A 20,462-nucleotide genomic window follows, 5' to 3' on the forward strand; every position below is an offset into this window, starting at 1 on the left:
TCGGCCGCACGCATCATGACCACGCTGCATTTCGCCGAAAGCCTGCGCGAGCTCGTGGGCGGCGTTGACGTTGTGCTCAGCGACATCTGGGGCGTGGTTCACAACGGCCTGGAATCCTTCCCCGAGGCCTGCGAGGCGCTGCACACCTATCGCAGCCGCGGCGGTACGGTGATCCTGATCACCAATGCCCCGCGCCCGGCCGACTCCGTCCAACGGCAATTGCGCAAGCTCGGCGTCGCGGACGAGACCTATGACGCGATCGTCTCGTCGGGCGACCTGACGCGGCTCTATGTCGCCGAGCATCCCGGCCGCAAGATGTTCTGGCTCGGACCCGAGCGCGACAACTCGATCTATCGCGGCCTCGATGCGACGACCGCGCCGCTGGAAGAAGCCGACTACATCGTCTGCACCGGCCTCTATGACGACGAGACCGAGACGGCGGAAGACTATCGCGGCATGATGCTGAAGGCGCGCGAGCGCAAGCTGACGCTGGTCTGTGCCAACCCCGATATCGTGGTGGAGCGCGGCGACCGGCTGATCTATTGCGCCGGCGCGATCGCGGAACTCTATCGCGAACTCGGCGGCGAGGTGATCTTCTACGGCAAGCCGCATCGCCCGATCTACGAGCGCGCGATGATGCTCGCCGGCGAGCGCCAGGGCCACATGATCGACCGGAAAAAGGTGCTGGCGATCGGCGATTCCGTCCGCACCGACCTCACCGGCGCGCGCGAATTCGGCATCGACTGCCTGTTCGTCACCCGCGGCATCCATGCCGAGGAGTTCGAGGGCCTCGACCAGCTCGACCCGAATTCGGTGATGGAGTTGTTCGGCCACCCGCCGAAGGCGCTGATGCGCGAATTGAAGTGGTGACGGTGGAGCCCACGCAGGTGCTGCGGGCTTAGACCAATTGCTTAGACCCAAATGCCGTCATGGCCGGGCTTAGCCGTCCGAAGGACGGCGTCGCTTCCGCTCGCCTACGCCCCGGCCATCCACGTCTTCATTTGCAGGATCCAAGAACGTGGATGCCCGGGACAAGCCCGGGCATGACGATCTCTATAGAGAGCTGTTATGCGGTCTGGCGGCGCTTACGCGCTCGCCATGTCCGGGAAGACCGCTTCGATCTTGGTCTTCAGCGTCGCCGCGTTGAACGGCTTGACGATGTAGTTGTTCACGCCGGCCTTCTTGGCCGCGATCACGTTCTCGGTCTTCGATTCCGCAGTGATCATGATGAAAGGCGTGGTGGCGAGGTTCGGATCCGCGCGCACTTCGCGCAGCAGGTCGTAACCCGTCATCGGCTCCATGTTCCAATCGGAAATCACGAGCCCGTACTTCTTGCCACGCATCTTGTTCAGCGCCGCCGAACCGTCGCTTGCATCATCGATATTCTCGAAGCCAAGCTGCTTCAGGAGATTCCTGATGATACGGATCATGGTGCTGTAGTCATCAACCACCAGAACCGACATCGACAAATCAACCGCCATCTCGACTCCCCCAACGCAAACCCAGGAAATATTACGATCGGACCCACCGGAGCCGGAGCCCCGCTGTTCCACATTTCAAGGACTAGCACCAAGGCGTTAAACAGCGCGTTAACTGGGAGCGCCTCCGAAGGACTGAAATCACGTTCAATGCGGCCGCTCCCCTGCCGCTTGACTTCGTCCGGTCGGTCAAGCCACGGTCCGCCGGTCCTGCCGCTTCGAGAATTCCCCTGATGGTCCCGCATTTTACCGTTATCCGCGACACAACGCCGGATTCCGCGGTTTTGCGGGGCGCCGTGGTCGCCATGGGCAATTTCGACGGCGTTCATCTCGGCCATCGTGCGGTGATCGCAGCCGCCCTGGAGATGGGCCGGGCGCATGGCCGCCCTGCGCTGGCATTGACCTTCGAGCCGCATCCGCGCCGGTTTTTCAGCCCGAACACCCCGCAATTCCGCCTGACGGACGAGCCGGCCAAGTTGCGGCTTTTAGCCGGCACCGGGCTCGCCGGCGCCGTGGTCATGACCTTCGACAAGGCCAGGGCCGGGACCAGCGCGCAAGACTTCATTCACCATGACCTGATCGGACGCCTCGGCGTCAGCGGCATCGCGGTCGGCTACGACTTCCATTTCGGCAAGGGTCGCGTCGGCTCGCCGAGCCTCCTGGTCAACGAGGCGCCTCGACTCGGCATCGAGGTTGACGTGCAGGCCCATGTCGACATCGACGAGCGGCCGGTCTCCTCCAGCGCCATCCGGATCGCGCTCGCCGAGGGCCTCATCGACGAGGCCACCACCATGCTGGGCGCGCCCTGGTTCATCACCGGCGAGGTGATCCACGGCGAGAAGCGCGGCCGCGACCTCGGCTATCCCACCGCCAACATCCGCCTCGATGCCAATTGCGGCCTCAAGCACGGCATCTATGCGGTGCGGGTCGGCCGCGGCGCCGAGCGGCTGGACGGGGTGGCAAGCTTCGGCCGCCGTCCGACCTTTGATAATGGCGCGCCGCTGCTGGAAATCTTCCTGTTCGACTTCAAGGGCGACCTCTACGGACAAGCGCTCGACTGCGCCTTCGTCGGCTTCATCCGCGAGGAGCTGAAATTCGACAGCCTGGAGGCCCTGATCCGCCAGATGGACGACGATTCCGCCCGCGCCCGCGCCGTGCTGGCCGCCGCCCCGGACGCGTTTCCGCGGCTTGGCGTGATCGATTGAGGCCCAAATCCGGCCCGCCGAACCTTTTGCGCTTCTACCTTTTGCGCTTCCCTTGGGCCCCTGCTATGGAGAGCCCATGTTTGCGCGGCGCATCATAGGGATTAGCGGCCCGGCTTCCGCCTGAGCCTGAAGGCTCGGCGCAAGACCGGGATTTCGTCGTTTCACCCCGCGATTCCAGTCGCTATCCGTTTCCGCGCCCTTCCGAGCCAGTCAGCCCCATGTCCGAAAAGCCGCAAAAGTCCGACGCCAAAGACTATTCCAAGACCCTTTATTTGCCGCAGACGGATTTCCCGATGCGCGCCGGCCTGCCGCAGCGCGAGCCGGAACTGCTGAAGTACTGGAACGACATCGGCCTCTACGACAAGCTGCGCCGGGAAGCCCAGGGCCGCGCCAAATTCGTGCTGCATGACGGCCCGCCCTACGCCAACGGCAACATCCATATCGGGCACGCGCTGAACAAGATCCTCAAGGACGTCGTGACCAAGAGCCAGCAGATGCTCGGCTTCGACTCCAATTACGTGCCGGGCTGGGACTGCCACGGCCTGCCGATCGAATGGAAGATCGAGGAGGAGAACTACCGCAAGAAGGGCAAGCAGAAGCCCGACTTCCGCGACTCCGCCGCGATGGTGGCGTTCCGCAAGGAATGCCGCGCCTATGCGACGCACTGGATCAACGTGCAGCGCGAGGAGTTCAAGCGGCTCGGCATCATCGGCGACTGGGATCATCCCTATCAGACGATGAGCTATCCGGCCGAAGCGCAGATCGCCCGCGAGCTGATGAAGTTCGCGGCCAACGGCACGCTGTATCGCGGCTCCAAGCCGGTGATGTGGAGCGTGGTCGAGAAGACCGCGCTTGCGGAAGCCGAGGTCGAGTACGAGGACTACACCTCCGACATGGTGTGGGTGAAGTTTCCCGTCACGTCACCGGCGCATGGCGCACTTGCCAGTGCCTCGGTCGTGATCTGGACCACCACGCCCTGGACGCTGCCCGGCAACCGCGCGATCTCGTTCTCGCCGAAAATCGCCTACGGACTCTACAAGGTGACGGATGCGCCCGCCGACAACTGGGCCAAGACCGGCGATCTCCTGATCCTGGCCGATGCGCTCGCCGCAGAAGTGTTCAAGCAGGCGCGCGTCACGTCCTATGAGAAGGTGCGCGACATTCCCGGCGACACGCTGGACGCCGTGGAATGCGCCCATCCCCTGCGCGGGTTCGGTGGCGGTTACGAGTTCATCGTGCCGTTGCTCGCCGGCGAGCATGTCACCGACGACACCGGCACCGGCTTCGTGCACACCGCGCCGAGCCACGGCCGCGAGGACTTCGACGTCTGGACGGCCAACACCCGCGAGCTCGATGCGCGCGGCATCCCGACCGCGATCCCTTACACCGTCGACGAGAACGGCGCCTACACCGCGCAGGCCCCCGGCTTCACCGGCAAGCGCGTGCTCAACGACAAGGGCGAGAAGGGCGATGCCAACGAGGCCGTGATCAAGGCGCTGATCGAGGGCGGCAAGCTGCTCGCGCGCGGCCGCCTCAAGCATCAATATCCGCACTCCTGGCGCTCGAAGAAGCCGGTGATCTTCCGCAACACGCCGCAATGGTTCATCGCGATGGACAAGGACATCAGCGATGACGGCCATGCGAAGAAGGGCGACACGCTGCGCGCCCGCGCGCTGCACGCGATCTCGGTCACGCAATGGGTGCCGCCGTCGGGCGAGAACCGCATCAACGGCATGATCGCCAATCGTCCGGACTGGGTGATCTCGCGCCAGCGCGCCTGGGGCGTGCCGATCGCCGTGTTCGTGCGCGAGAAGAGCAACGGCTCGGCAGAGATCCTGCAGGACGAGATCGTCAACCAGCGCATCGCCGAAGCCTTCATGGAGGAAGGCGCCGACGCCTGGTACATGGACGGCGCCCGCGAGCGCTTCCTCGGGTCCCGCGCGAGCGAGGACTGGAAGAAGGTCGACGACATCTGCGACGTCTGGTTCGATTCGGGCTCCACGCACGCCTTCGTGCTCGAGGATCGCCAGAACTTCCCGCAGCTCGGCAACATCGTCCGCAAGATCGACGGCGGCAACGACACCGTGATGTATCTGGAAGGCAGCGACCAGCATCGCGGCTGGTTTCATTCCTCGCTGCTGGAAAGCGCAGGCACGCGGGGCCGCGCGCCCTACGACATCGTGCTCACCCACGGCTTCACGCTCGACGAGAACGGCCGCAAGATGTCGAAGTCGCTCGGCAACACCGTCGAGCCGCAGAAGGTGATCAAGGATTCGGGCGCGGACATCCTGCGCCTGTGGGTCTGCGCCACCGACTATGCCGACGACCAGCGCATCGGCCCGGAGATCCTGAAGAACACCATCGAGACCTATCGCAAGCTGCGCAACTCGATCCGCTGGATGCTCGGTACGCTGCATCACTTCAAGGCGAGCGAGAAGGTCGCCTATGCCGAGATGCCCGAGCTCGAGCGGCTGATGCTGCACGAACTGGCCGGCCATGCCGAAACCGTTCGCAAGGCCTATGCCGCCTTCGACTACAAGACCGTGGTCGCGAGCTTGGCAGCCTTCATGAACTCCGAGCTGTCGGCGTTCTACTTCGATATCCGCAAGGACACGCTCTATTGCGACCCGCCGTCGTCGCCGGCGCGCAAGGCCGCGCTCACCACGATCGACCTGTTGTGCGATGCCCTCCTGAAATGGCTCGCGCCGATCCTGAGCTTCACGACCGAGGAAGCCTGGCGCATGTTCCGGCCGAACGCGGAGCCTTCCGTCCATCTGACCCTGTTTCCCGAAGGCATCGAGAAGCTCCGCGACGACAAACTCGCCGCGAAATGGGAGACGATCCGCAACGTCCGCCGCGTCGTGACCGGCGCGCTGGAGCTCGAACGTGCCGCCAAGAACATCGGCTCGTCGCTCGAGGCCTCACCGGTGATCTATGTCGCCGACCGCGACATGCTGGCGACGCTGTTCGACACCGATCTCGCCGAGGTCTGCATCACCTCGAACTACGAGGTGCGTGAGGGCGAGGCGCCTGCGGGCGCGTTCCGTCTCGATGCCGTGCCCGGCGTCGCGGTCGTCGTCGAGAAGGCCGTGGGCACCAAATGCGCCCGCTCCTGGAAGATCTCGCCTATGGTCGGTGAAGACCCTGAATACCCCGACGTCACCCCGCGCGACGCCCAGGCGCTGCGCGAATGGAAGGCGCTGGGGGTGGGGGTCTGATCCCCGGCCATGACCCCGCTTCGCGCCGGCATCCTCGCGGCCGTGGTCACGCTGGTGGCCGATCAGGCCTCAAAGCTGTGGCTCCTGAACGTGTTCGACCTCGCCCGCCGTGGCGTGGTGAAGGTGACGCCGTTCTTCGACCTGGTGCTGGCCTGGAACATCGGCATCAGCTTCGGCTGGCTCCAGAACGACGGCCAGTCGGCGCAGATCGCGCTGATGGCGGTCAAGGTCGTCGCCGTGGTCGCCCTCGCCATCTGGATGGCCCGCTCGCACACCCTGCTCGCCACGGTCGCACTCGGGCTGATCATCGGCGGCGCGATCGGCAACGGCATCGACCGCTTCGCCTACGGCGCGGTGGTCGATTTCGCCCTGTTCCACATCGAGATCGGCGGAAATACCTATAATTGGTATGTGTTTAACCTCGCGGACGTGGCCATCGTTGTCGGGGTGGCGGCGCTATTGTATGATTCCTTCCTGGGGGTACCCGCCGCAAAAGCGCCCTGATCCCGGCCGATACGGACCGGCAGGTGGAACCCTGCGTTTTGCGAGGATTGGCCGCGTGCGAGCGGCAAAGTGCAGCAATCTGCCACAATATGGAACAGGTACAGTGATGCGCAGCTCCGAGACCAGCGGTTCGATGGTTCGAGACCCCAAAGCGGGGTTCTGGCGGGCGTTGAAATTGTCCGCTGTCGCGCTCGGCATCGGCCTCGTCATGACGGCAGGCCCGGTCCGTGCCGGTGACGACGACGATGATGATGACGGGATGACCTTCGAAGAGAAGATCATCGACAATCTGATGTCCGGCATCGGTGCCAAGAGCATGGAAAAGCCCGGCATCGAATACCGCGAGCGCTCGCCGCTCGTCGTGCCGCCCAAGCTCGACCTGCCGCCTCCGGCAACCCAGGCCAAGAATGCTCCGAACTGGCCGAAGGACCCCGAAGAGAAGCGCCGCAAGGAAGCCATCGCAGCGCGCAAGAAGGCGACCAAGGCGACGGAGAACTGGCAGGCGGCCCAACCGCTGACGCCCGCCGAGATGAAGGCCGGCGAGGTCGCCGCAGCCCCCCGTACAAGCAATGACCCGATCCAGCCGGGCACCAACGGCAACCCGTCGCTCAGTCCCGCCGAACTCGGCTACGCCGGCGGTCTCTGGAACATGATGAAGGGCGGCAACAGCTCCGAAGAGAAGAAATTCACCAGTGAGCCGCCGCGTTCGTCGCTGGTCGAGCCGCCGCCGGGCTACCAGACCCCCTCGCCGAACTACGCCTATGGCGCAGGGCCGGACAAGTCGCGCCGGACCTATTTCGACATCATGTCGGGCAAGGAAAAGGAATAATAGCGCTCCTGCCCCACCGCGACATCCTGACAGGCGCATCCTGGCACCGGCGGCTTACGCACGCCGGACGCAGTCTGCATATTGCTTATCAGTAACTTGCCACCGCGTTGAGTTCTCTGCTTCGTGACGCGAAGCCTCAGCCGCACGGTGTAGCATGCCGTGCCTCCGAGCCGGACATCCGGGTTCGGCCTTTTCATAAGGATTATGATGTCCTCTTACCGATCGGCCGCCTGCCTCCTTGCCGCGCTGCTTTCGACGAGTGTCCTCTCAGCCAGCGCCGCCCTCGCCCAGACCACGGTGACGTCGGCCCCGCCCGCCAGCTTCACGCTCGCCAACGGCATGCAGGTCGTGGTGATCCCGGACCACCGCACGCCCGTGGTCACGGAGATGATCTGGTACAAGGTCGGCTCGGCCGACGAGACGCCGGGCAAGTCCGGGCTCGCGCACTTCCTCGAACATCTGATGTTCAAGGGCACCTCGAAGCATCCGGTCGGCGAATTCTCCCAGACCGTGCTCCGCGTCGGCGGCAACGAGAACGCCTCGACCTCGGTCGACTACACCAACTACTACCAGCGCGTGCCGAAAGAGCAGCTGCCGACCATGATGGAGTTCGAGGCCGATCGCATGACCGGCCTGATCCTTAAGGACGAGAACGTGCTGCCCGAGCGCGACGTCGTGCTCGAAGAGTACAACATGCGGGTCGCCAACAATCCGGACGCGCGGCTCAACGAGCAGATCATGGCCGCGCTCTATCTCAATCATCCCTACGGCCGGCCGGTGATCGGCTGGCACCAGGAGATCGAGAAGCTCGACCGCGAGGATGCGCTCGCCTTCTACCGCCGCTTCTACGCGCCGAACAACGCGATCCTCGTGATCGCCGGCGACGTGGAAGCCGCCGACATCCGCCCGCTGGTCGAGCGGAATTTCGGCTCCATTCCGGCCCAGCCCGCGATCCCGGAGCGGCGCATCCGTCCGCAGGAGCCGGAGCCGGCGGCGCCGCGCACGGTCACGCTGGCCGACCCGCGCGTCGAGCAGCCGGGCCTGCGCCGCTATTATCTCGTACCGTCGGCGACCACCGCCGCGGCCGGTGAAAGCGCCGCCCTCGACGTGCTGGCGCAGCTGATGGGCAGCGGCAGCAATTCCTATCTCTACCGCGCGCTCGTGGTCGACAAGCCGCTCGCGGTGTCCGCCAGCGCCAGCTATTCGAGCATCTCGCTCGACCCGACCCAGTTCGCGATCTCGGCCTCGCCGAAACCGGGCGTCAGCTTTGCCGATGTCGAGCAAGTGGTCGACGGCGTCATCGCCGACATCGCGCAGAACCCGATCCGCGCCGAGGACCTCGAGCGGGTCAAGACCCAGCTCATTGCGGAAGCGATCTACGCCCAGGACAACCAGGCGGTGCTGGCGCGCTGGTATGGCGGCGCGCTGACCACGGGCCTTTCGATCGAGGACATCAGGAGCTGGCCCGACCGCATTCGCGCGGTCACCGCCGAGCAGGTTCGCACTGTCGCGCAGAAATGGCTCGAGAAGAAGCGATCGGTGACGGGCTATCTGATCAAGGACACCAGTGCCGCCAAGCGTGAGGAGAAGCGTTCGTGACCTATCCCTTCCTTCGACGCGTTGCATTCTCGCTTGCCACCGGCGCGGCACTCGCGCTGGCTACGGTGTCGCCGTCTCAGGCGGCCGCAAAGATCCAGCACCTGACTTCGCCGGGCGGCATCGAAGCCTGGTTCGTACAGGATGCGACGGTGCCGCTGATCGCCATGGAATATTCCTTTGCCGGCGGCTCGGCGCAGGATCCCAAGGACAAGTCCGGCGTCGCCAATCTGGTCGGTGATCTCCTCGACGAAGGCTCCGGCGATCTCGACTCCAAGACCTTCCATGAGCGGCTCGACCGCCGCGCCATCGAGCTCTCCTTCAGCGCCACCCGCGATACGTTCCGCGGCAGCCTGCGGATGCTGCGCGACAACAAGGACGAGGCCTTCGACCTGCTCAGGAGCGCGCTGACCTCGCCGCATTTCGACACCGCCGACGTCGAGCGCATCCGCTCACAGGTGATCTCGGGCCTGCGCCGCGAGACCACCAATCCGTCCTCGCTGGCGAGCCGAAAATTCCTGGAGGTCACGTTCGGCGACCATCCCTATGGCCGGCAGACCAATGGCACGCTGGACAGCGTGCCGACCATCACGGTCGCCGACATGAAGGATTATGTCGGCCGCGTGATTGCGAAGGACGGGCTGAAGATCGCGGTGGTCGGCGACGTCGATCCGGCCACCCTCGGCAAGCTGCTCGACCACACTTTTGGTAGCCTGCCCGCAAAAGCCAATCTCACGCCGGTCGCCGACGTCGAGGCGGCAAAACCGCCGCAGCGCGCCTTCGTGCCGCTCGACGTGCCGCAGACCGTGATCACCTTCGGCGGCCCCGGCGTGAAGCGCAACGATCCGAACTTCATGGCCGCCTATGTCGTCAACCACATCCTGGGCGGCGGCGGATTGTCCTCCCGGCTCTATCGCGAGGTACGCGWGAAGCGCGGGCTGGCTTATTCCGTGTTCGAATCGCTGCTCTGGATGGAGCATTCGGCGGTCTTCATCGGCAACACCGGCACCCGCGCCGACCGTGCCGGCGACACCATCGACGCCATCGACAAGGAAGTGCGCCGCATCGCCGAGGAGGGCCCGACGCAGAAGGAGCTCGACGAAGCCAAGTCCTACCTCAAGGGCTCGCAGATGCTGGCGCTGGATACCTCCTCGAAGCTCGCGCAGGCGCTGCTGCAATACCAGCAGGACAAGCTGCCGATCGACTATATCGAGAAGCGAAACGCCATCGTCGATGCGGTGACACTGGACGACGCCAAGGCGGCCGCCAAGCGCCTCTGGGGCCAGGGCCTCCTGACCGTGGTCGTCGGCCGCGCCCCACAGGCCGCCGCGCAACCGGCCGCGGCACCGGCGACGAAGTCGAACTGACGTCCCCTGACATTTCCTGAAATGGCCGGGCTCGCCCGGCCATTTGCGTTTCCAGGATGCGCCATTGCCGAACGTGGACGTCCGCGATATGTCCGGACATCACGAATGGTGCCATCATGCTGCGGATATCCCGCGATCTCGTCATCGACGAGGACGATATCGAGATCGGCTTCGTCCGCGCCTCCGGCCCGGGCGGGCAGAACGTCAACAAGGTCTCGACCTCGGCCCAGCTGCGCTTCGACACGCGCAAGCTGACCCTGCCGGAGGATGCGGTGATCCGGCTCGCCCGCATCGCCGGCCAGCGCATGACCAAGGACGGCGTGATCGTGATCCACGCCCAGCGCTTCCGCACCCAGGAGCGCAACCGTCAGGACGCCATCGACCGGCTCACCGAGATCCTGACCGAAGCGATGATACGGCCGAAGCCGCGCCGCGCCACGCGGCCGACCTTTGGCTCCAAGCAGCGCCGGCTCGACGGCAAGAAGCGCCGCAGCGACATCAAGGCAGGGCGCGGCGGCGGCCGCTTCGACGACTAACAAAGCAGACCCAGTCAAAAAAACTCCGGCCGCAGGGCGACCGGAGTCTGCTTGCTTCACCCCGGCGGGACTAGTAGCGCTTGGCTGGGGCTGCACCGCCCGTCGCGGAATCGTCGGCGGTTCCCTTATGCGCAGCGCTACCGGTGGTGCCGACCGTGCCCCTGGTGCCTTTGGTCGACTTCATGCCCGTCTTCTCGCCCGCAGCGCCCGGCTGAGCATTCATCTCCTCATCCCCGCTGCCCATTGTGCTGCCTTGCATCGGTTTGCTTTGCACGGTGCCGCCCGTCTTGGCGGGTGGCGCGCCTTGCGCGAGAACCGGCGTCGCAATGAGAGCCGACAGAGCGCATGCGATCATCGAGGTCTTCACCAACTTCATCCATTTCTCCTGGATTCTTCCGCGACGAATGGCTCGGCTGCATCCTGCGCCGCTCACCTGCACCGGGTCATCGCATCGCGTAGGGAGTTTAAGCGGCGCAATCGTCATGCAATGCGCATGGTGTGGTGATCGTTTAGGGATTTGACGGCAGTTTCGCGGAATTGTGCTCCGCATATAAGGCATTGCGGAACACACGCGGTCACCAGTGTCTCCGCGGCATCGAAACAGCCCGCTACTACCACCGCATCTTTGACGCCGCCTAGAGTTTGCGCACGTTGATGTGGATGGGCGGATTCTTGGCGATGCGCGCAGTCGTGCTTGGATTGTGCACCGCGATGGTGCTGGTGACGCGGGTTGCCGATGCGCAAATGCCCTTGCCGGCCGGCAAGCCGCCGGATGGCGCGACGCTGTTCAAGCAGCAATGCGCGGTGTGCCACACGACAAACCTGTCAGAACCGGCGCGGCAAGGCCCCGCACTGGTGAAGGTCGTTGGCCGTCCCGCCGGCAAGACCGAAGGTTTTAAGTACTCAGAGGCGCTGTCGAAAGCGGACTTCGCCTGGGACGAGACCAGGCTCGACGCCTGGCTGAGCAATCCGCAAGCCGTCATTCCCGGCGTGACCATGGTCTACCGGCAGGCGAAGCCGGAGACGCGCGCCGCCATCATCACCTACCTGAAGGAGCTGAACTGAATGGCAAAGCCCGTTCATTCCATGATCCGCGTGCTCGACGAGGCCCGCTCGCTCGACTTCTACAAGCGCGCCTTCGGCTTGGAGGTCGCCGACCATCTGAAATTTTCGGACTTTGCCCTGATCTACCTGCGTCACCCCTCCTCACCTTTCGAGGTGGAGCTGACGGTGAATTTCGATCGCAAGGAGCCGTACCAGCTCGGCGACGGCTACGGACATATTGCCGTGGTGGTCGACGATCTCGATACCGAACATGCCCGCTTCGAGCGCGAGAAGCTCGCACCGGGACCGCTGCGCGACTTCAAGCACGACGGCAAGACGCTGGCGCGCTTCTTCTTCGTCAGCGATCCCGATGGCTACAAGATCGAGGTGATCCAGCGAGGGGGTCGTTTCGGCTGATCAAAATCACAAAAATCCAAATCACAAAATCTACGGAGGAATGCCATGAGAGAAGTCGATCGTCGAAGCAAGCACAGCCGCCGCGTCTTTCTCAAGGGCGCGGCGACCGCCGTTCCGGTCGTCGCTGTCGCGACCAGCGTCGCCGTCAGCATCGAGGATGCCTGGGCGGATGATGCCAGCACGCTCTCGCCCGCAACGATGAAGACGCTGCTGAAGGTCGCGCGCGACATCTATCCGCACGACGTCCTCGGCGACAGCTACTACATCACCGCGATCAAGCCGTGGGACGGCAAGGCGGCCAAGGACCCCGCCGTCAAGTCTCTGATCAGCGACGGCATCACGCGGCTCGATCAGAACGCGCGGGATCGCCACAAGGTGGCTTACGCCGAAGTGCCATGGGAAGCCGACCGCGTGGTGCTGCTGACGGAGATCGAGCAGAGCGACTTCTTCCAGAAGGTGCGCGGCGACCTCGTCGTGTCGCTCTACAACCAGAAAGAGGTCTGGCCGCGGTTCGGCTACGAAGGCTCCTCCGCCGAGCACGGCGGCTACATCAACCGCGGCTTTGCCGACATCGACTGGCTGCCGAAGGCTTAAGGCTCACCCAACGGTTCAGGAGAACGCATATGGCAAAATTCGATCTGAACGACTCCAGCGTTGTGGTGATCGTCGGCTCCGGTGCCGGCGGCGGCACGCTGGGCAACGAGCTCGCGCAGAAGGGCGTCAAGGTGGTCATCCTTGAAGCCGGCCCACGCATCGAGAACCAGGATTTCGTCAACGACGAGTGGGAGAGCTTTTCCCAGCTCGCCTGGACCGATGCCCGCACCACGTCGGGGACATGGCGCGTCGCCAAGGATTTTTCGGGCCTTCCCGCCTGGATCGTCAAGGCGGTCGGCGGCTCGACCACGCATTGGGCCGGCGCGTCGCTGCGCTTCGACGAGCATGAGTTCAAGGTGAAGAGCACCTACGGCGGCCTGCCCGGCGCGAACCTGCTGGACTGGCCGGTGACGCTCGCCGAGATCGAGCCATGGTACGCCAAGGCCGAGAACAAGATGGGCGTGACCCGCACCAACGGCATTCCCGGACTTCCCGGCAACAATAATTTCAAGGTGCTGGAGGCCGGTGCGAAGAAGCTCGGCTACAAGACCGTGCATACCGGCAATATGGCCATCAACAGCCAGCCGCGTGACGGCCGCGGCGCCTGCCAGCAGATCGGCTTCTGCTTCCAGGGCTGCAAATCCGGCGCGAAATGGTCGACGCTCTACACCGAGATCCCCAAGGGCGAGGCGACCGGCAATCTCGAAGTGCGGCCGAGCAGCATGGCGGTCAAGATCGAGCACGACGCCTCCGGCAAGGTGACCGGCGTTGTCTATGCCGACGAGAGTGGCGCGATGCAGCGCCAGAAGGCGCGCGTCGTCGCGGTGGCCGGCAACTCGATTGAAAGCCCGCGGTTGCTGTTGAACAGTGCCTCGACCATGTTCCCCGATGGCCTCGGCAATTCATCGGGCCAGGTCGGGCGCAACTACATGCGGCACATGACCGGCAGCGTCTACGCCGTGTTCGAGAAGTCGGTGCACATGTATCGCGGCACCACTATGGCCGGCATTATCCGTGATGAATCCGCCAACAATCCGAAGCGCGGCTTCGTCGGCGGCTACGAGATGGAGACGCTGTCGATCGGCTTGCCGTTCATGGCGGCCTTCCYCAATCCCGGCGCCTGGGGCCGTCCGTTCACCGCAGCGCTCGACGGCTATCCCAGGATGGCCGGCATGTGGCTGGTCGGCGAGGACATGCCGCAGGAAACCAACCGCATCACGCTCGACCCGAGCGTGAAGGACAAGTTCGGGCAAGCGGTCGCGAGCGTGCATTTCGACGACCATCCCAACGATCTCGCGATGCGCGCACATGCCTACAAGCAGGGTGCTGCGGTCTATGACGCCGTCGGCGCCACCGTGACCTATCCGACGCCGCCCTATCCGAGCACGCACAATCTCGGCACCAACAGGATGAGCGAGAAGCCGCGGGATGGCGTGGTCAACAAGTTCGGGCAGAGCCACGACGTCAAGAATCTGTTCGTCTCGGATGGCAGTCAGTTCACCAGCGGGGCGGCCTGCAATCCAACGCTGACCATCGTCGCACTCGCGATCCGGCAGGCGGATTACATTGCGGGGGCGATGCAGAAAAAGGAGATTTGAAGGTTCAAAGGAAACCGTTTCCTGCTCCCGTCATTGCGAGCGAAGCGAAGCAATCCAGAATCCCGCCGCGGTGACGGTCTGGATTGCTTCGTCGCACTAGCGCAAAATTGCTACGCAATTTTGTCGCGGGCTCCTCGCAATGACGGCGGAGAGAATATCGTAGCCCGGACGGAGCGAAGCATAATCCGGGGTGCTCGCGGGTGAGCTGAATCCCGGATTGCGCTTCGCTTCATCCGGGCTACGCACTTTTGTCGGGAAAGCTACTCGGCCGCATCAAGGATCGGCGCGACGGTTGCCTTGAAATCCTGCACCTGCGTCACGCTCCGGGAGCGGTAGATCAGGCAGGAGCAGCGTAGCAGCGAGGCGAAATTATTGACCTCGCCGTGATGGTCGAGCACCTCGTTGTAGAGCGTGGTCAGGAACTTGCCGACGCTCATGCTCTCCTTGGCCGCGATCTCCTCCAGCGTGTCCCAGAACGCCATTTCCAGCCGGATCGAGGTGCAGTGCCCGCCGATCCGCAACGAGCGGGTCTGGGATTCGTAGTTGCGTTGGGGCTGGTGCGCGAAGAAATTGCACATGGCGTCCTCCCGTCCTGTTGCCATTTTTTCACGATGCTACACCGCTGCCCGGCCCCCCACAATCAGGACGGCAGCAGGACGATCGCTCCGTCCCGGTTGCGCAATTTTCTCGAACGTCCAATCCCTTCAATGTGATAGGCATCCCTCTTCCCCAGGCCGCCACACGGCTGTTGCCCAACACATGCTTTTGACGCAACACGGCCTAGAATAGCGCCGTCAGCGAATCCAGATCGAAAGCCCCATGCCCGTCCGCCAACTGCCAGAGCAAATCGTCAACCGCATCGCCGCCGGCGAGGTGGTCGAACGTCCGGCAAGCGTGGTCAAGGAACTGGTCGAGAACGCCATCGATGCCGGCGCCAGCCGGATCGACGTCTTCACCGATGGCGGCGGGCGGCGGCGGATCGGCATCACCGATGACGGTGGCGGCATGACCGCGAAGGACCTGGCGCTCGCGGTCGAACGCCATGCCACCTCCAAGCTCGACGACGAGGATTTGCTCCAGATCCGCACGCTCGGGTTCCGCGGCGAGGCGCTGCCCTCGATCGGCTCCGTCGCGCGTCTCTCCATCACGACGCGGCACGCGAGCGAACCACATGCCTGGGCGCTGTCAGTCGAGGGCGGCGACAAGTCCGAGATCATGCCGGCGGCGCTGGCCCACGGCACGCGCGTCGAGGTCAACGACCTCTTCTATGCAACGCCCGCGCGGCTGAAATTCCTAAAGACCGATCGCACCGAGGCGGAGGCGATCCGTGAGGTGGTCAGGCGCCTTGCCATGGCGCGGCCCGACGTCGCCTTCACGCTGGCCGGCGAGGAGCGCGCGCCGGTGACCTGGACCGCGGCGCTGCCTGGCGCCGCCGGACGGCTGACGCGGCTCGGCGATATCCTCGGCGCAGAATTCCGCAGCCACGCCATCGAGGTCCATGCCGAGCGCGAGGGCGTCGTGGTCGCCGGCTATGCCGCGGCGCCGGCGCTGACCAAGGCGAACGCGCTCGGGCAATATCTCTTCGTCAACGGCCGTCCCGTGCGCGACAAGCTGATCCTCGGCGCCGTGCGCGGGGCCTACGCCGACTATCTGCCGCGCGACCGCCATCCGGTGCTGGCGTTGTTCGTCACGCTCGATCCGCGCGAGGTCGATGCCAACGTGCATCCGGCCAAGACCGAGGTGCGCTTCCGCAATGCCGGCCTCGTGCGCGCGCTGATCGTGCACGGATTGAAGGACGCGCTCGCGCGCGAGGGCCGGCGCACGGCCGCCAACAGTGGCGAGAGCGCGTTGTCCTCGTTCCGGCCGGCCTTCACGCCGCGGCCTGCGAGCTGGGACTGGCGCGCCTCGCCATCCGCCCCGGTCGCACCGATGCCGTCGTTCGACGGATCGGCTGCGCCCGTCTTCGCCGAGCGCGCACAGGCGGCATTCGATGTCGGCGCGCCCAGTGCGGACGTGCGGATCGAGACCCAACCCGTCAGCGACCTCGTCGACCGCCCGCTCGGCGCGGCGCGCACCCAGATCCACGAGACCTACATCGTCTCGCAGACTCGCGACGGCCTTATCATCGTCGACCAGCATGCCGCGCATGAGCGCATCGTCTACGAGCGGCTGAAGGCCTCGCTCGCCGCCAACGGCGTGCAACGGCAGATCCTCCTGATCCCCGAGATCGTCGAGATGGACGAGGCCACGGTGGAGCGCCTGCTGGAGCGCAGCGAAGAGCTCGCATCGTTTGGCCTCGCCATCGAGTCCTTCGGCCCCGGCGCGGTCGCGGTGCGCGAGACGCCGTCGCTGCTCGGCAAGACCAATGCAGGCGGGCTGCTGCGCGATCTCTCCGAGCACATGGCCGAATGGGACGAGGCGCTGCCGCTGGAGCGCCGCCTGATGCACGTCGCCGCGACCATGGCCTGCCACGGCTCGGTGCGCGCCGGCCGCCGGCTGCGGCCGGAGGAGATGAACGCCCTGCTCCGCGAGATGGAGGACACCCCGAACTCCGGCCAGTGCAATCACGGCCGCCCGACCTATGTCGAGCTGAAGCTGAGCGATGTGGAGAAGCTGTTCGGGCGGAGATGATCTTCGTAGGGTGGGCAAAGCGAAGCGTGCCCACCACCTACCGCGATCGCAGAAAGTTGGTGGGCACGGCGCGTTGCGCCTTTGCCCACCCTACGGCAGCGAGACTACGGCCTCTTCAAAAACACGAACTCCGTGTCGTCATAAGCCCGCCGCTCCAATTCCTCGAAGCCCTCAGGCGTCACGAACTGCGCAGCCTTCGCCTCTTCCACCACGAGCAGCGCGCCCGGCATGAGCCAGCCGCCGTCGCGCAAGCTCGCGAGCGCCTTCTCCGCAAATCCTTGGCCATAGGGCGGATCGAGGAACACCAGCGAGAACGGCTCGACGGGATGCGCAGGGCCAAGATCCGTCGCATCGCGGCGATAGACCTTGGTCACGCCGCCAAGGCCGAGCGTCTCGACATTGTTGCGCAGCAGCGCGCGGGCCTCGGCGCCGTTGTCGACGAACAGCGTGAACTTCGCGCCGCGCGAGGACGCCTCGATGCCGAGCGCACCGGTGCCGGCGAAGAGATCGAGCACGCGCGCATCCTCGATCGGATCGTCATAGGCGTGCACGAGGATGTTGAACACGGACTCGCGCAGCCGGTCCGCCGTGGGGCGGATGTCGCGCGAGGACGGTGAGGCGAGATTGCGCCCCTTCAAACGACCGCCGACGACGCGCAATCAGTCCTCCCGCGGCGTCAGATCGCGCTTGCCGTGATAGCCGCGCTTGGGCCGGCGCGGCGGGCCGTAGCCGTTGGCCTCGGCCTCGTTGCGCTCGCGCGCCTCCTCGCTGCCGGTGCGCTGTACCAGCACGCGGCGGCCCTTGCGATCGTTGATCACGTCACGCTTGCTGGCAGGCTTCTTCTCGCGTGGCGCTTCGCCGTCGGGTGAAGAAGATTTCTTCGGCACGTCGAACTGCGCGCCCGACTTCTCGATGACCTTGTCGCCGAGCTGATCGCGCAGCACGCGTGACTTGATCTCCTCGACCTGGCCTTCGGGGACCTCGCCGAGCTGGAACGGTCCATAGGACACGCGGATCAGCCGGTTCACCTCGAGCCCGAGATGGGCGCAGACGTTGCGCACCTCGCGGTTCTTGCCTTCGCGGATCGCGAACACCAGCCAGACATTGGCGCCCTGGTCGCGCTCCAGCGTCGCCTCGATCGGACCGTATTTGACGCCCTCGACCTCGATGCCGTTCTTCAATTCGTCGAGCTGCGCCTGGGTGACGTCGCCATGGGCGCGGACGCGGTAGCGGCGCAGCCAGCCGGTGTCCGGCAACTCGAGCGTACGCGCGAGCCCGCCGTCGTTGGTGAGCAGCAGCAGGCCTTCGGTGTTGAAGTCGAGCCGGCCGATCGAGATCAGCCGCGGCAGGCCTTCGGGCAGATTGTCAAACACGGTCGGACGGCCCTCGGGGTCGTCATGCGTCGTCATCAGCCCGCGCGGCTTGTGGTAGAGGAACAGCCGCGTACGCTCACGCTCCGGCAACGGCTTGCCGTCGACAGTGACGACATCGTTCGAGGTGATGTCGAGCGCCGGCGAATTGATGACGCGACCGTTGACGGCGACGCGCCCCTGCGTGACCATCTCCTCGGCGTCGCGGCGCGAGGCGAGGCCCGCACGCGACAGCACTTTTGCGATACGCTCGCCGGCCTTTTTCGGCTTCGGTGCTTCGTCACGGCGCGGACGGCCCTCGAAATCCCGATCACGGTCACGATAGGCGCCGCGGCCACCGAAGGCGGGGCGCTTCTCGAAGATCCTGCTCTCATCCTCGTTTTCACGGCGCGGACGGTCGCCGGAGCGGCCTTCGCTGCGCGGATGCTCGTGCCAGTCGGAGCGGCCCTCGGAGCGCTCGCGCGGACGATTGAATTTGGGACGGTCACCGCCGCGTTCGCCATCGCTGTCACGACGAGGCCGATCGAATTTCGGACGGTCGTCGCGCGGACGATCGAACTTGGGCCGATCGAACTTGGGCCGCTCGCGGAACGGACGATCGCCGGACGCGCGATCGTCGCGCGAGCGCGAGAAACGCGGACGGTCATCGCCGCCACCCTGCCGATCGTCGCGCTTCTGCCAGGGCTTGTCTTCGCTGCGGTCACGGCCGCCGAAATCCTTGCGCGGACCCTTGCTGAAGTCCTTACGCGGCGGACGATCGCCACGCGGACCCGCGTCGCGCTTCTGCCACGGCTTTGAATCGCTGCGCTCGCCACGATCGCGCGGGCGGTCACCGAAGTCACGCGGGCGATCGCTGCGATCCCCACGGTCGCGCTCGCGATCCGGCGCACCACGCGAAAACTTCCGCTCGCCGTCGAACTTGCGTTCCGGGCGGTCGCCACGCGGCGCGTAGGGCCGCTTGTCGCCGAACTTCTTGTCGCCGAACCGGCCGGCGGGACGGGAATCGTCGCGATCCCGGCTGCGCGGCGGACGGTCGTCACGGCCATAGGACGGGCGATCACCGCGCGGTTTGAACGGCCGCTTCTCGCCATCGCGCGCGCCGCGATCCGAGAACGGGCGGTCGCCACGCGGCTTGAAGCTGCGCTCGCCGCGCTCCTCACCACCACGGTCGTCGCGCTTGAACTTCGGACGGTCGCTGAAATCGCGGCGCGGGGCATCGCCCTCCTCGCGGCGGCGGAACGGACGATCCCCGCGGTCGGCGCGAGGCGGACGGCTGTCGCGGTCGCCACGGGGCGGGCGGGCGTCGCTCCTGCCCTCAGGGCCGCGCTTGGCGAATTTCTTCTCAGGGCCACGCGGCTTGCCGGACCGGCCCTTGGGCGGGCCACCCCTGCCCGGGCCTCGATCACGCCGGCCGCGGGAATCGTTGTCTTTGTCGCTGTCGCGAGGCATGAATAAACTCACTTAGGGGGTGGCCAGAAAGCATTGTGCGCGCTCGTTTCGAGCCGCATGCTCAGGCAAATCCGGTATTCACTCTTGCTGAAGGCGGAGCTACTAGCAGGTTTCTGGCGATGATACGAGGCTTGAAAGCCCCCTCTTTCATGGATTTGGCGCTCAAAACGGCCGAAAATGCCGGAAAGGCGGGCGAAGTTCCGATCGGATGCGTCGTGGTCCGCAATTACGAGGTCATCGCGACCGCGGCGAACCGGACGCTGACTGATTACGACCCGACCGCCCATGCCGAGATCATTGCGCTGCGCGAGGCCGCCAAAAAGATCGGCAGCGAGCGCCTGGTCGACTGCGACCTCTACGTGACGCTGGAGCCCTGCACCATGTGTGCGGGCGCGATCTCCTTTGCAAGGGTCAGGCGGCTCTATTACGGCGCCGCCGATCCCAAGGGCGGCGCGGTGGAATCAGGCGTGCGGTTCTTTGCATCCCCAACCTGCCATCATGCGCCGGATGTCTATTCCGGGGTCGGCGAGAGCGAGGCGGCGCGGCTGCTCAAGGACTTTTTTCGCGAGCGGCGGTAGATTCACATATTCCGCCGTCATGCCCCGCGAAGGCGGGGCATCCAGTAC

The 20,462-nt window shown here is 65.3% G+C and carries 19 protein-coding genes; 14 read left to right on the forward strand and 5 right to left on the reverse strand.

Annotated features, from left to right (window positions below):
• Positions 1-15 precede the first annotated feature (15 nt).
• Positions 16-870 carry a TIGR01459 family HAD-type hydrolase gene (locus AB4Z51_RS07030; protein WP_063985586.1) on the forward strand — a complete coding sequence of 285 codons (855 nt, stop codon included), beginning with the start codon at positions 16-18 and terminating at the stop codon, positions 868-870.
• A gap of 215 nt (positions 871-1,085) precedes the next feature.
• Here the strand turns inward: AB4Z51_RS07030 and AB4Z51_RS07035 are convergent, their stop codons facing one another.
• Entirely contained in the window at positions 1,086-1,481 is a 396-nt protein-coding gene (locus AB4Z51_RS07035; protein ID WP_007596883.1) for a response regulator, read from the reverse strand.
• 230 nt (positions 1,482-1,711) lie between these two features.
• On the opposite strand from AB4Z51_RS07035, the gene AB4Z51_RS07040 reads away from it, so the two are divergent.
• From AB4Z51_RS07040 to arfB, 7 genes are all read left to right on the forward strand, one after another.
• Complete coding sequence (locus tag AB4Z51_RS07040; protein WP_085403347.1) at positions 1,712-2,683, forward strand: bifunctional riboflavin kinase/FAD synthetase; 972 nt, start codon at positions 1,712-1,714, stop codon at positions 2,681-2,683.
• A 218-nt stretch (positions 2,684-2,901) separates the two neighbouring features.
• Positions 2,902-5,901: an isoleucine--tRNA ligase gene (ileS, locus tag AB4Z51_RS07045; RefSeq protein ID WP_135214812.1), complete on the forward strand. Its 3,000-nt coding sequence runs from the start codon at positions 2,902-2,904 to the stop codon at positions 5,899-5,901.
• A gap of 9 nt (positions 5,902-5,910) precedes the next feature.
• On the forward strand, positions 5,911-6,405 hold the full coding sequence (gene lspA / locus AB4Z51_RS07050; RefSeq protein ID WP_085403349.1) for a signal peptidase II: 495 nt from the start codon (positions 5,911-5,913) through the stop codon (positions 6,403-6,405).
• A 106-nt stretch (positions 6,406-6,511) separates the two neighbouring features.
• Entirely contained in the window at positions 6,512-7,234 is a 723-nt protein-coding gene (locus tag AB4Z51_RS07055) for a hypothetical protein (RefSeq protein ID WP_085403350.1), read from the forward strand.
• 204 nt (positions 7,235-7,438) lie between these two features.
• Positions 7,439-8,833, forward strand: coding sequence for a M16 family metallopeptidase (locus AB4Z51_RS07060; RefSeq protein WP_420480971.1), 1,395 nt, complete (start codon positions 7,439-7,441; stop codon positions 8,831-8,833).
• Complete coding sequence (locus AB4Z51_RS07065) at positions 8,830-10,197, forward strand: M16 family metallopeptidase (RefSeq protein ID WP_441497190.1); 1,368 nt, start codon at positions 8,830-8,832, stop codon at positions 10,195-10,197. Before AB4Z51_RS07060 ends, AB4Z51_RS07065 begins: the two co-directional genes overlap by 4 nt.
• A 116-nt stretch (positions 10,198-10,313) precedes the next feature.
• Positions 10,314-10,733: an alternative ribosome rescue aminoacyl-tRNA hydrolase ArfB gene (gene arfB, locus AB4Z51_RS07070; protein WP_063985592.1), complete on the forward strand. Its 420-nt coding sequence runs from the start codon at positions 10,314-10,316 to the stop codon at positions 10,731-10,733.
• 70 nt (positions 10,734-10,803) lie between these two features.
• Here the strand turns inward: arfB and AB4Z51_RS07075 are convergent, their stop codons facing one another.
• On the reverse strand, positions 10,804-11,109 hold the full coding sequence (locus AB4Z51_RS07075; RefSeq protein ID WP_085403352.1) for a hypothetical protein: 306 nt from the start codon (positions 11,107-11,109) through the stop codon (positions 10,804-10,806).
• Between the two features lie 302 nt (positions 11,110-11,411).
• Here AB4Z51_RS07075 and AB4Z51_RS07080 point away from each other — a divergent pair, with 302 nt between their 5' ends.
• Genes AB4Z51_RS07080 through AB4Z51_RS07095 form a run of 4 tightly spaced genes read left to right on the forward strand, consistent with a single transcriptional unit; the run spans position 11,412 to position 14,386 of the window.
• Positions 11,412-11,798: a c-type cytochrome gene (locus tag AB4Z51_RS07080; RefSeq protein WP_085403433.1), complete on the forward strand. Its 387-nt coding sequence runs from the start codon at positions 11,412-11,414 to the stop codon at positions 11,796-11,798.
• Positions 11,799-12,194 (forward strand): VOC family protein, encoded by a 396-nt coding sequence (locus tag AB4Z51_RS07085; RefSeq protein ID WP_085403353.1) that lies wholly within the window; start codon positions 11,799-11,801, stop codon positions 12,192-12,194. It abuts the gene before it with no gap.
• Positions 12,195-12,239: 45 nt separating this feature from the next.
• A complete protein-coding gene (locus tag AB4Z51_RS07090; RefSeq protein WP_063985596.1) occupies positions 12,240-12,788 on the forward strand; it encodes a hypothetical protein in 549 nt (182 codons plus the stop codon).
• A gap of 29 nt (positions 12,789-12,817) precedes the next feature.
• Positions 12,818-14,386, forward strand: a complete 1,569-nt coding sequence (locus AB4Z51_RS07095; RefSeq protein WP_441497191.1) for a GMC family oxidoreductase — start codon at positions 12,818-12,820, stop codon at positions 14,384-14,386.
• Between the two features lie 260 nt (positions 14,387-14,646).
• On the opposite strand, the gene AB4Z51_RS07100 is transcribed toward AB4Z51_RS07095, so the two are convergent.
• On the reverse strand, positions 14,647-14,964 hold the full coding sequence (locus AB4Z51_RS07100; RefSeq protein ID WP_085403355.1) for a ribbon-helix-helix domain-containing protein: 318 nt from the start codon (positions 14,962-14,964) through the stop codon (positions 14,647-14,649).
• A 241-nt stretch (positions 14,965-15,205) separates the two neighbouring features.
• Here AB4Z51_RS07100 and mutL point away from each other — a divergent pair, with 241 nt between their 5' ends.
• Positions 15,206-17,017 carry a DNA mismatch repair endonuclease MutL gene (gene mutL, locus AB4Z51_RS07105; protein WP_135214811.1) on the forward strand — a complete coding sequence of 604 codons (1,812 nt, stop codon included), beginning with the start codon at positions 15,206-15,208 and terminating at the stop codon, positions 17,015-17,017.
• A gap of 104 nt (positions 17,018-17,121) precedes the next feature.
• On the opposite strand, the gene rsmD is transcribed toward mutL, so the two are convergent.
• Positions 17,122-17,676, reverse strand: a complete 555-nt coding sequence (gene rsmD, locus AB4Z51_RS07110; protein ID WP_085403357.1) for a 16S rRNA (guanine(966)-N(2))-methyltransferase RsmD — start codon at positions 17,674-17,676, stop codon at positions 17,122-17,124.
• Complete coding sequence (locus AB4Z51_RS07115; RefSeq protein ID WP_085403358.1) at positions 17,677-19,836, reverse strand: pseudouridine synthase; 2,160 nt, start codon at positions 19,834-19,836, stop codon at positions 17,677-17,679. It lies immediately after the preceding gene.
• Between the two features lie 119 nt (positions 19,837-19,955).
• On the opposite strand from AB4Z51_RS07115, the gene AB4Z51_RS07120 reads away from it, so the two are divergent.
• Complete coding sequence (locus tag AB4Z51_RS07120) at positions 19,956-20,414, forward strand: nucleoside deaminase (RefSeq protein WP_071909524.1); 459 nt, start codon at positions 19,956-19,958, stop codon at positions 20,412-20,414.
• Positions 20,415-20,462: the final 48 nt, after the last annotated feature.

The organism is Bradyrhizobium sp. 2TAF36, assembly GCF_052114925.1.
Taxonomy (GTDB): domain Bacteria; phylum Pseudomonadota; class Alphaproteobacteria; order Rhizobiales; family Xanthobacteraceae; genus Bradyrhizobium; species Bradyrhizobium barranii.

What these genes read in the sequence shown, in the direction of transcription:
- AB4Z51_RS07030 (WP_063985586.1), top strand. Translation starts at nt 16, where the DNA reads ATGACCACGCTGCATTTCGCCGAAAGCCTGCGCGAGCTCGTGGGCGGC.
- AB4Z51_RS07035 (WP_007596883.1), bottom strand. Translation starts at nt 1,481, where the DNA reads ATGGCGGTTGATTTGTCGATGTCGGTTCTGGTGGTTGATGACTACAGC.
- AB4Z51_RS07040 (WP_085403347.1), top strand. Translation starts at nt 1,712, where the DNA reads ATGGTCCCGCATTTTACCGTTATCCGCGACACAACGCCGGATTCCGCG.
- ileS (WP_135214812.1), top strand. Translation starts at nt 2,902, where the DNA reads ATGTCCGAAAAGCCGCAAAAGTCCGACGCCAAAGACTATTCCAAGACC.
- lspA (WP_085403349.1), top strand. Translation starts at nt 5,911, where the DNA reads ATGACCCCGCTTCGCGCCGGCATCCTCGCGGCCGTGGTCACGCTGGTG.
- AB4Z51_RS07055 (WP_085403350.1), top strand. Translation starts at nt 6,512, where the DNA reads ATGCGCAGCTCCGAGACCAGCGGTTCGATGGTTCGAGACCCCAAAGCG.
- AB4Z51_RS07060 (WP_420480971.1), top strand. Translation starts at nt 7,439, where the DNA reads ATGATGTCCTCTTACCGATCGGCCGCCTGCCTCCTTGCCGCGCTGCTT.
- arfB (WP_063985592.1), top strand. Translation starts at nt 10,314, where the DNA reads ATGCTGCGGATATCCCGCGATCTCGTCATCGACGAGGACGATATCGAG.
- AB4Z51_RS07075 (WP_085403352.1), bottom strand. Translation starts at nt 11,109, where the DNA reads ATGAAGTTGGTGAAGACCTCGATGATCGCATGCGCTCTGTCGGCTCTC.
- AB4Z51_RS07080 (WP_085403433.1), top strand. Translation starts at nt 11,412, where the DNA reads ATGCGCGCAGTCGTGCTTGGATTGTGCACCGCGATGGTGCTGGTGACG.
- AB4Z51_RS07085 (WP_085403353.1), top strand. Translation starts at nt 11,799, where the DNA reads ATGGCAAAGCCCGTTCATTCCATGATCCGCGTGCTCGACGAGGCCCGC.
- AB4Z51_RS07090 (WP_063985596.1), top strand. Translation starts at nt 12,240, where the DNA reads ATGAGAGAAGTCGATCGTCGAAGCAAGCACAGCCGCCGCGTCTTTCTC.
- AB4Z51_RS07100 (WP_085403355.1), bottom strand. Translation starts at nt 14,964, where the DNA reads ATGTGCAATTTCTTCGCGCACCAGCCCCAACGCAACTACGAATCCCAG.
- mutL (WP_135214811.1), top strand. Translation starts at nt 15,206, where the DNA reads ATGCCCGTCCGCCAACTGCCAGAGCAAATCGTCAACCGCATCGCCGCC.
- AB4Z51_RS07115 (WP_085403358.1), bottom strand. Translation starts at nt 19,836, where the DNA reads ATGCCTCGCGACAGCGACAAAGACAACGATTCCCGCGGCCGGCGTGAT.
- AB4Z51_RS07120 (WP_071909524.1), top strand. Translation starts at nt 19,956, where the DNA reads ATGATACGAGGCTTGAAAGCCCCCTCTTTCATGGATTTGGCGCTCAAA.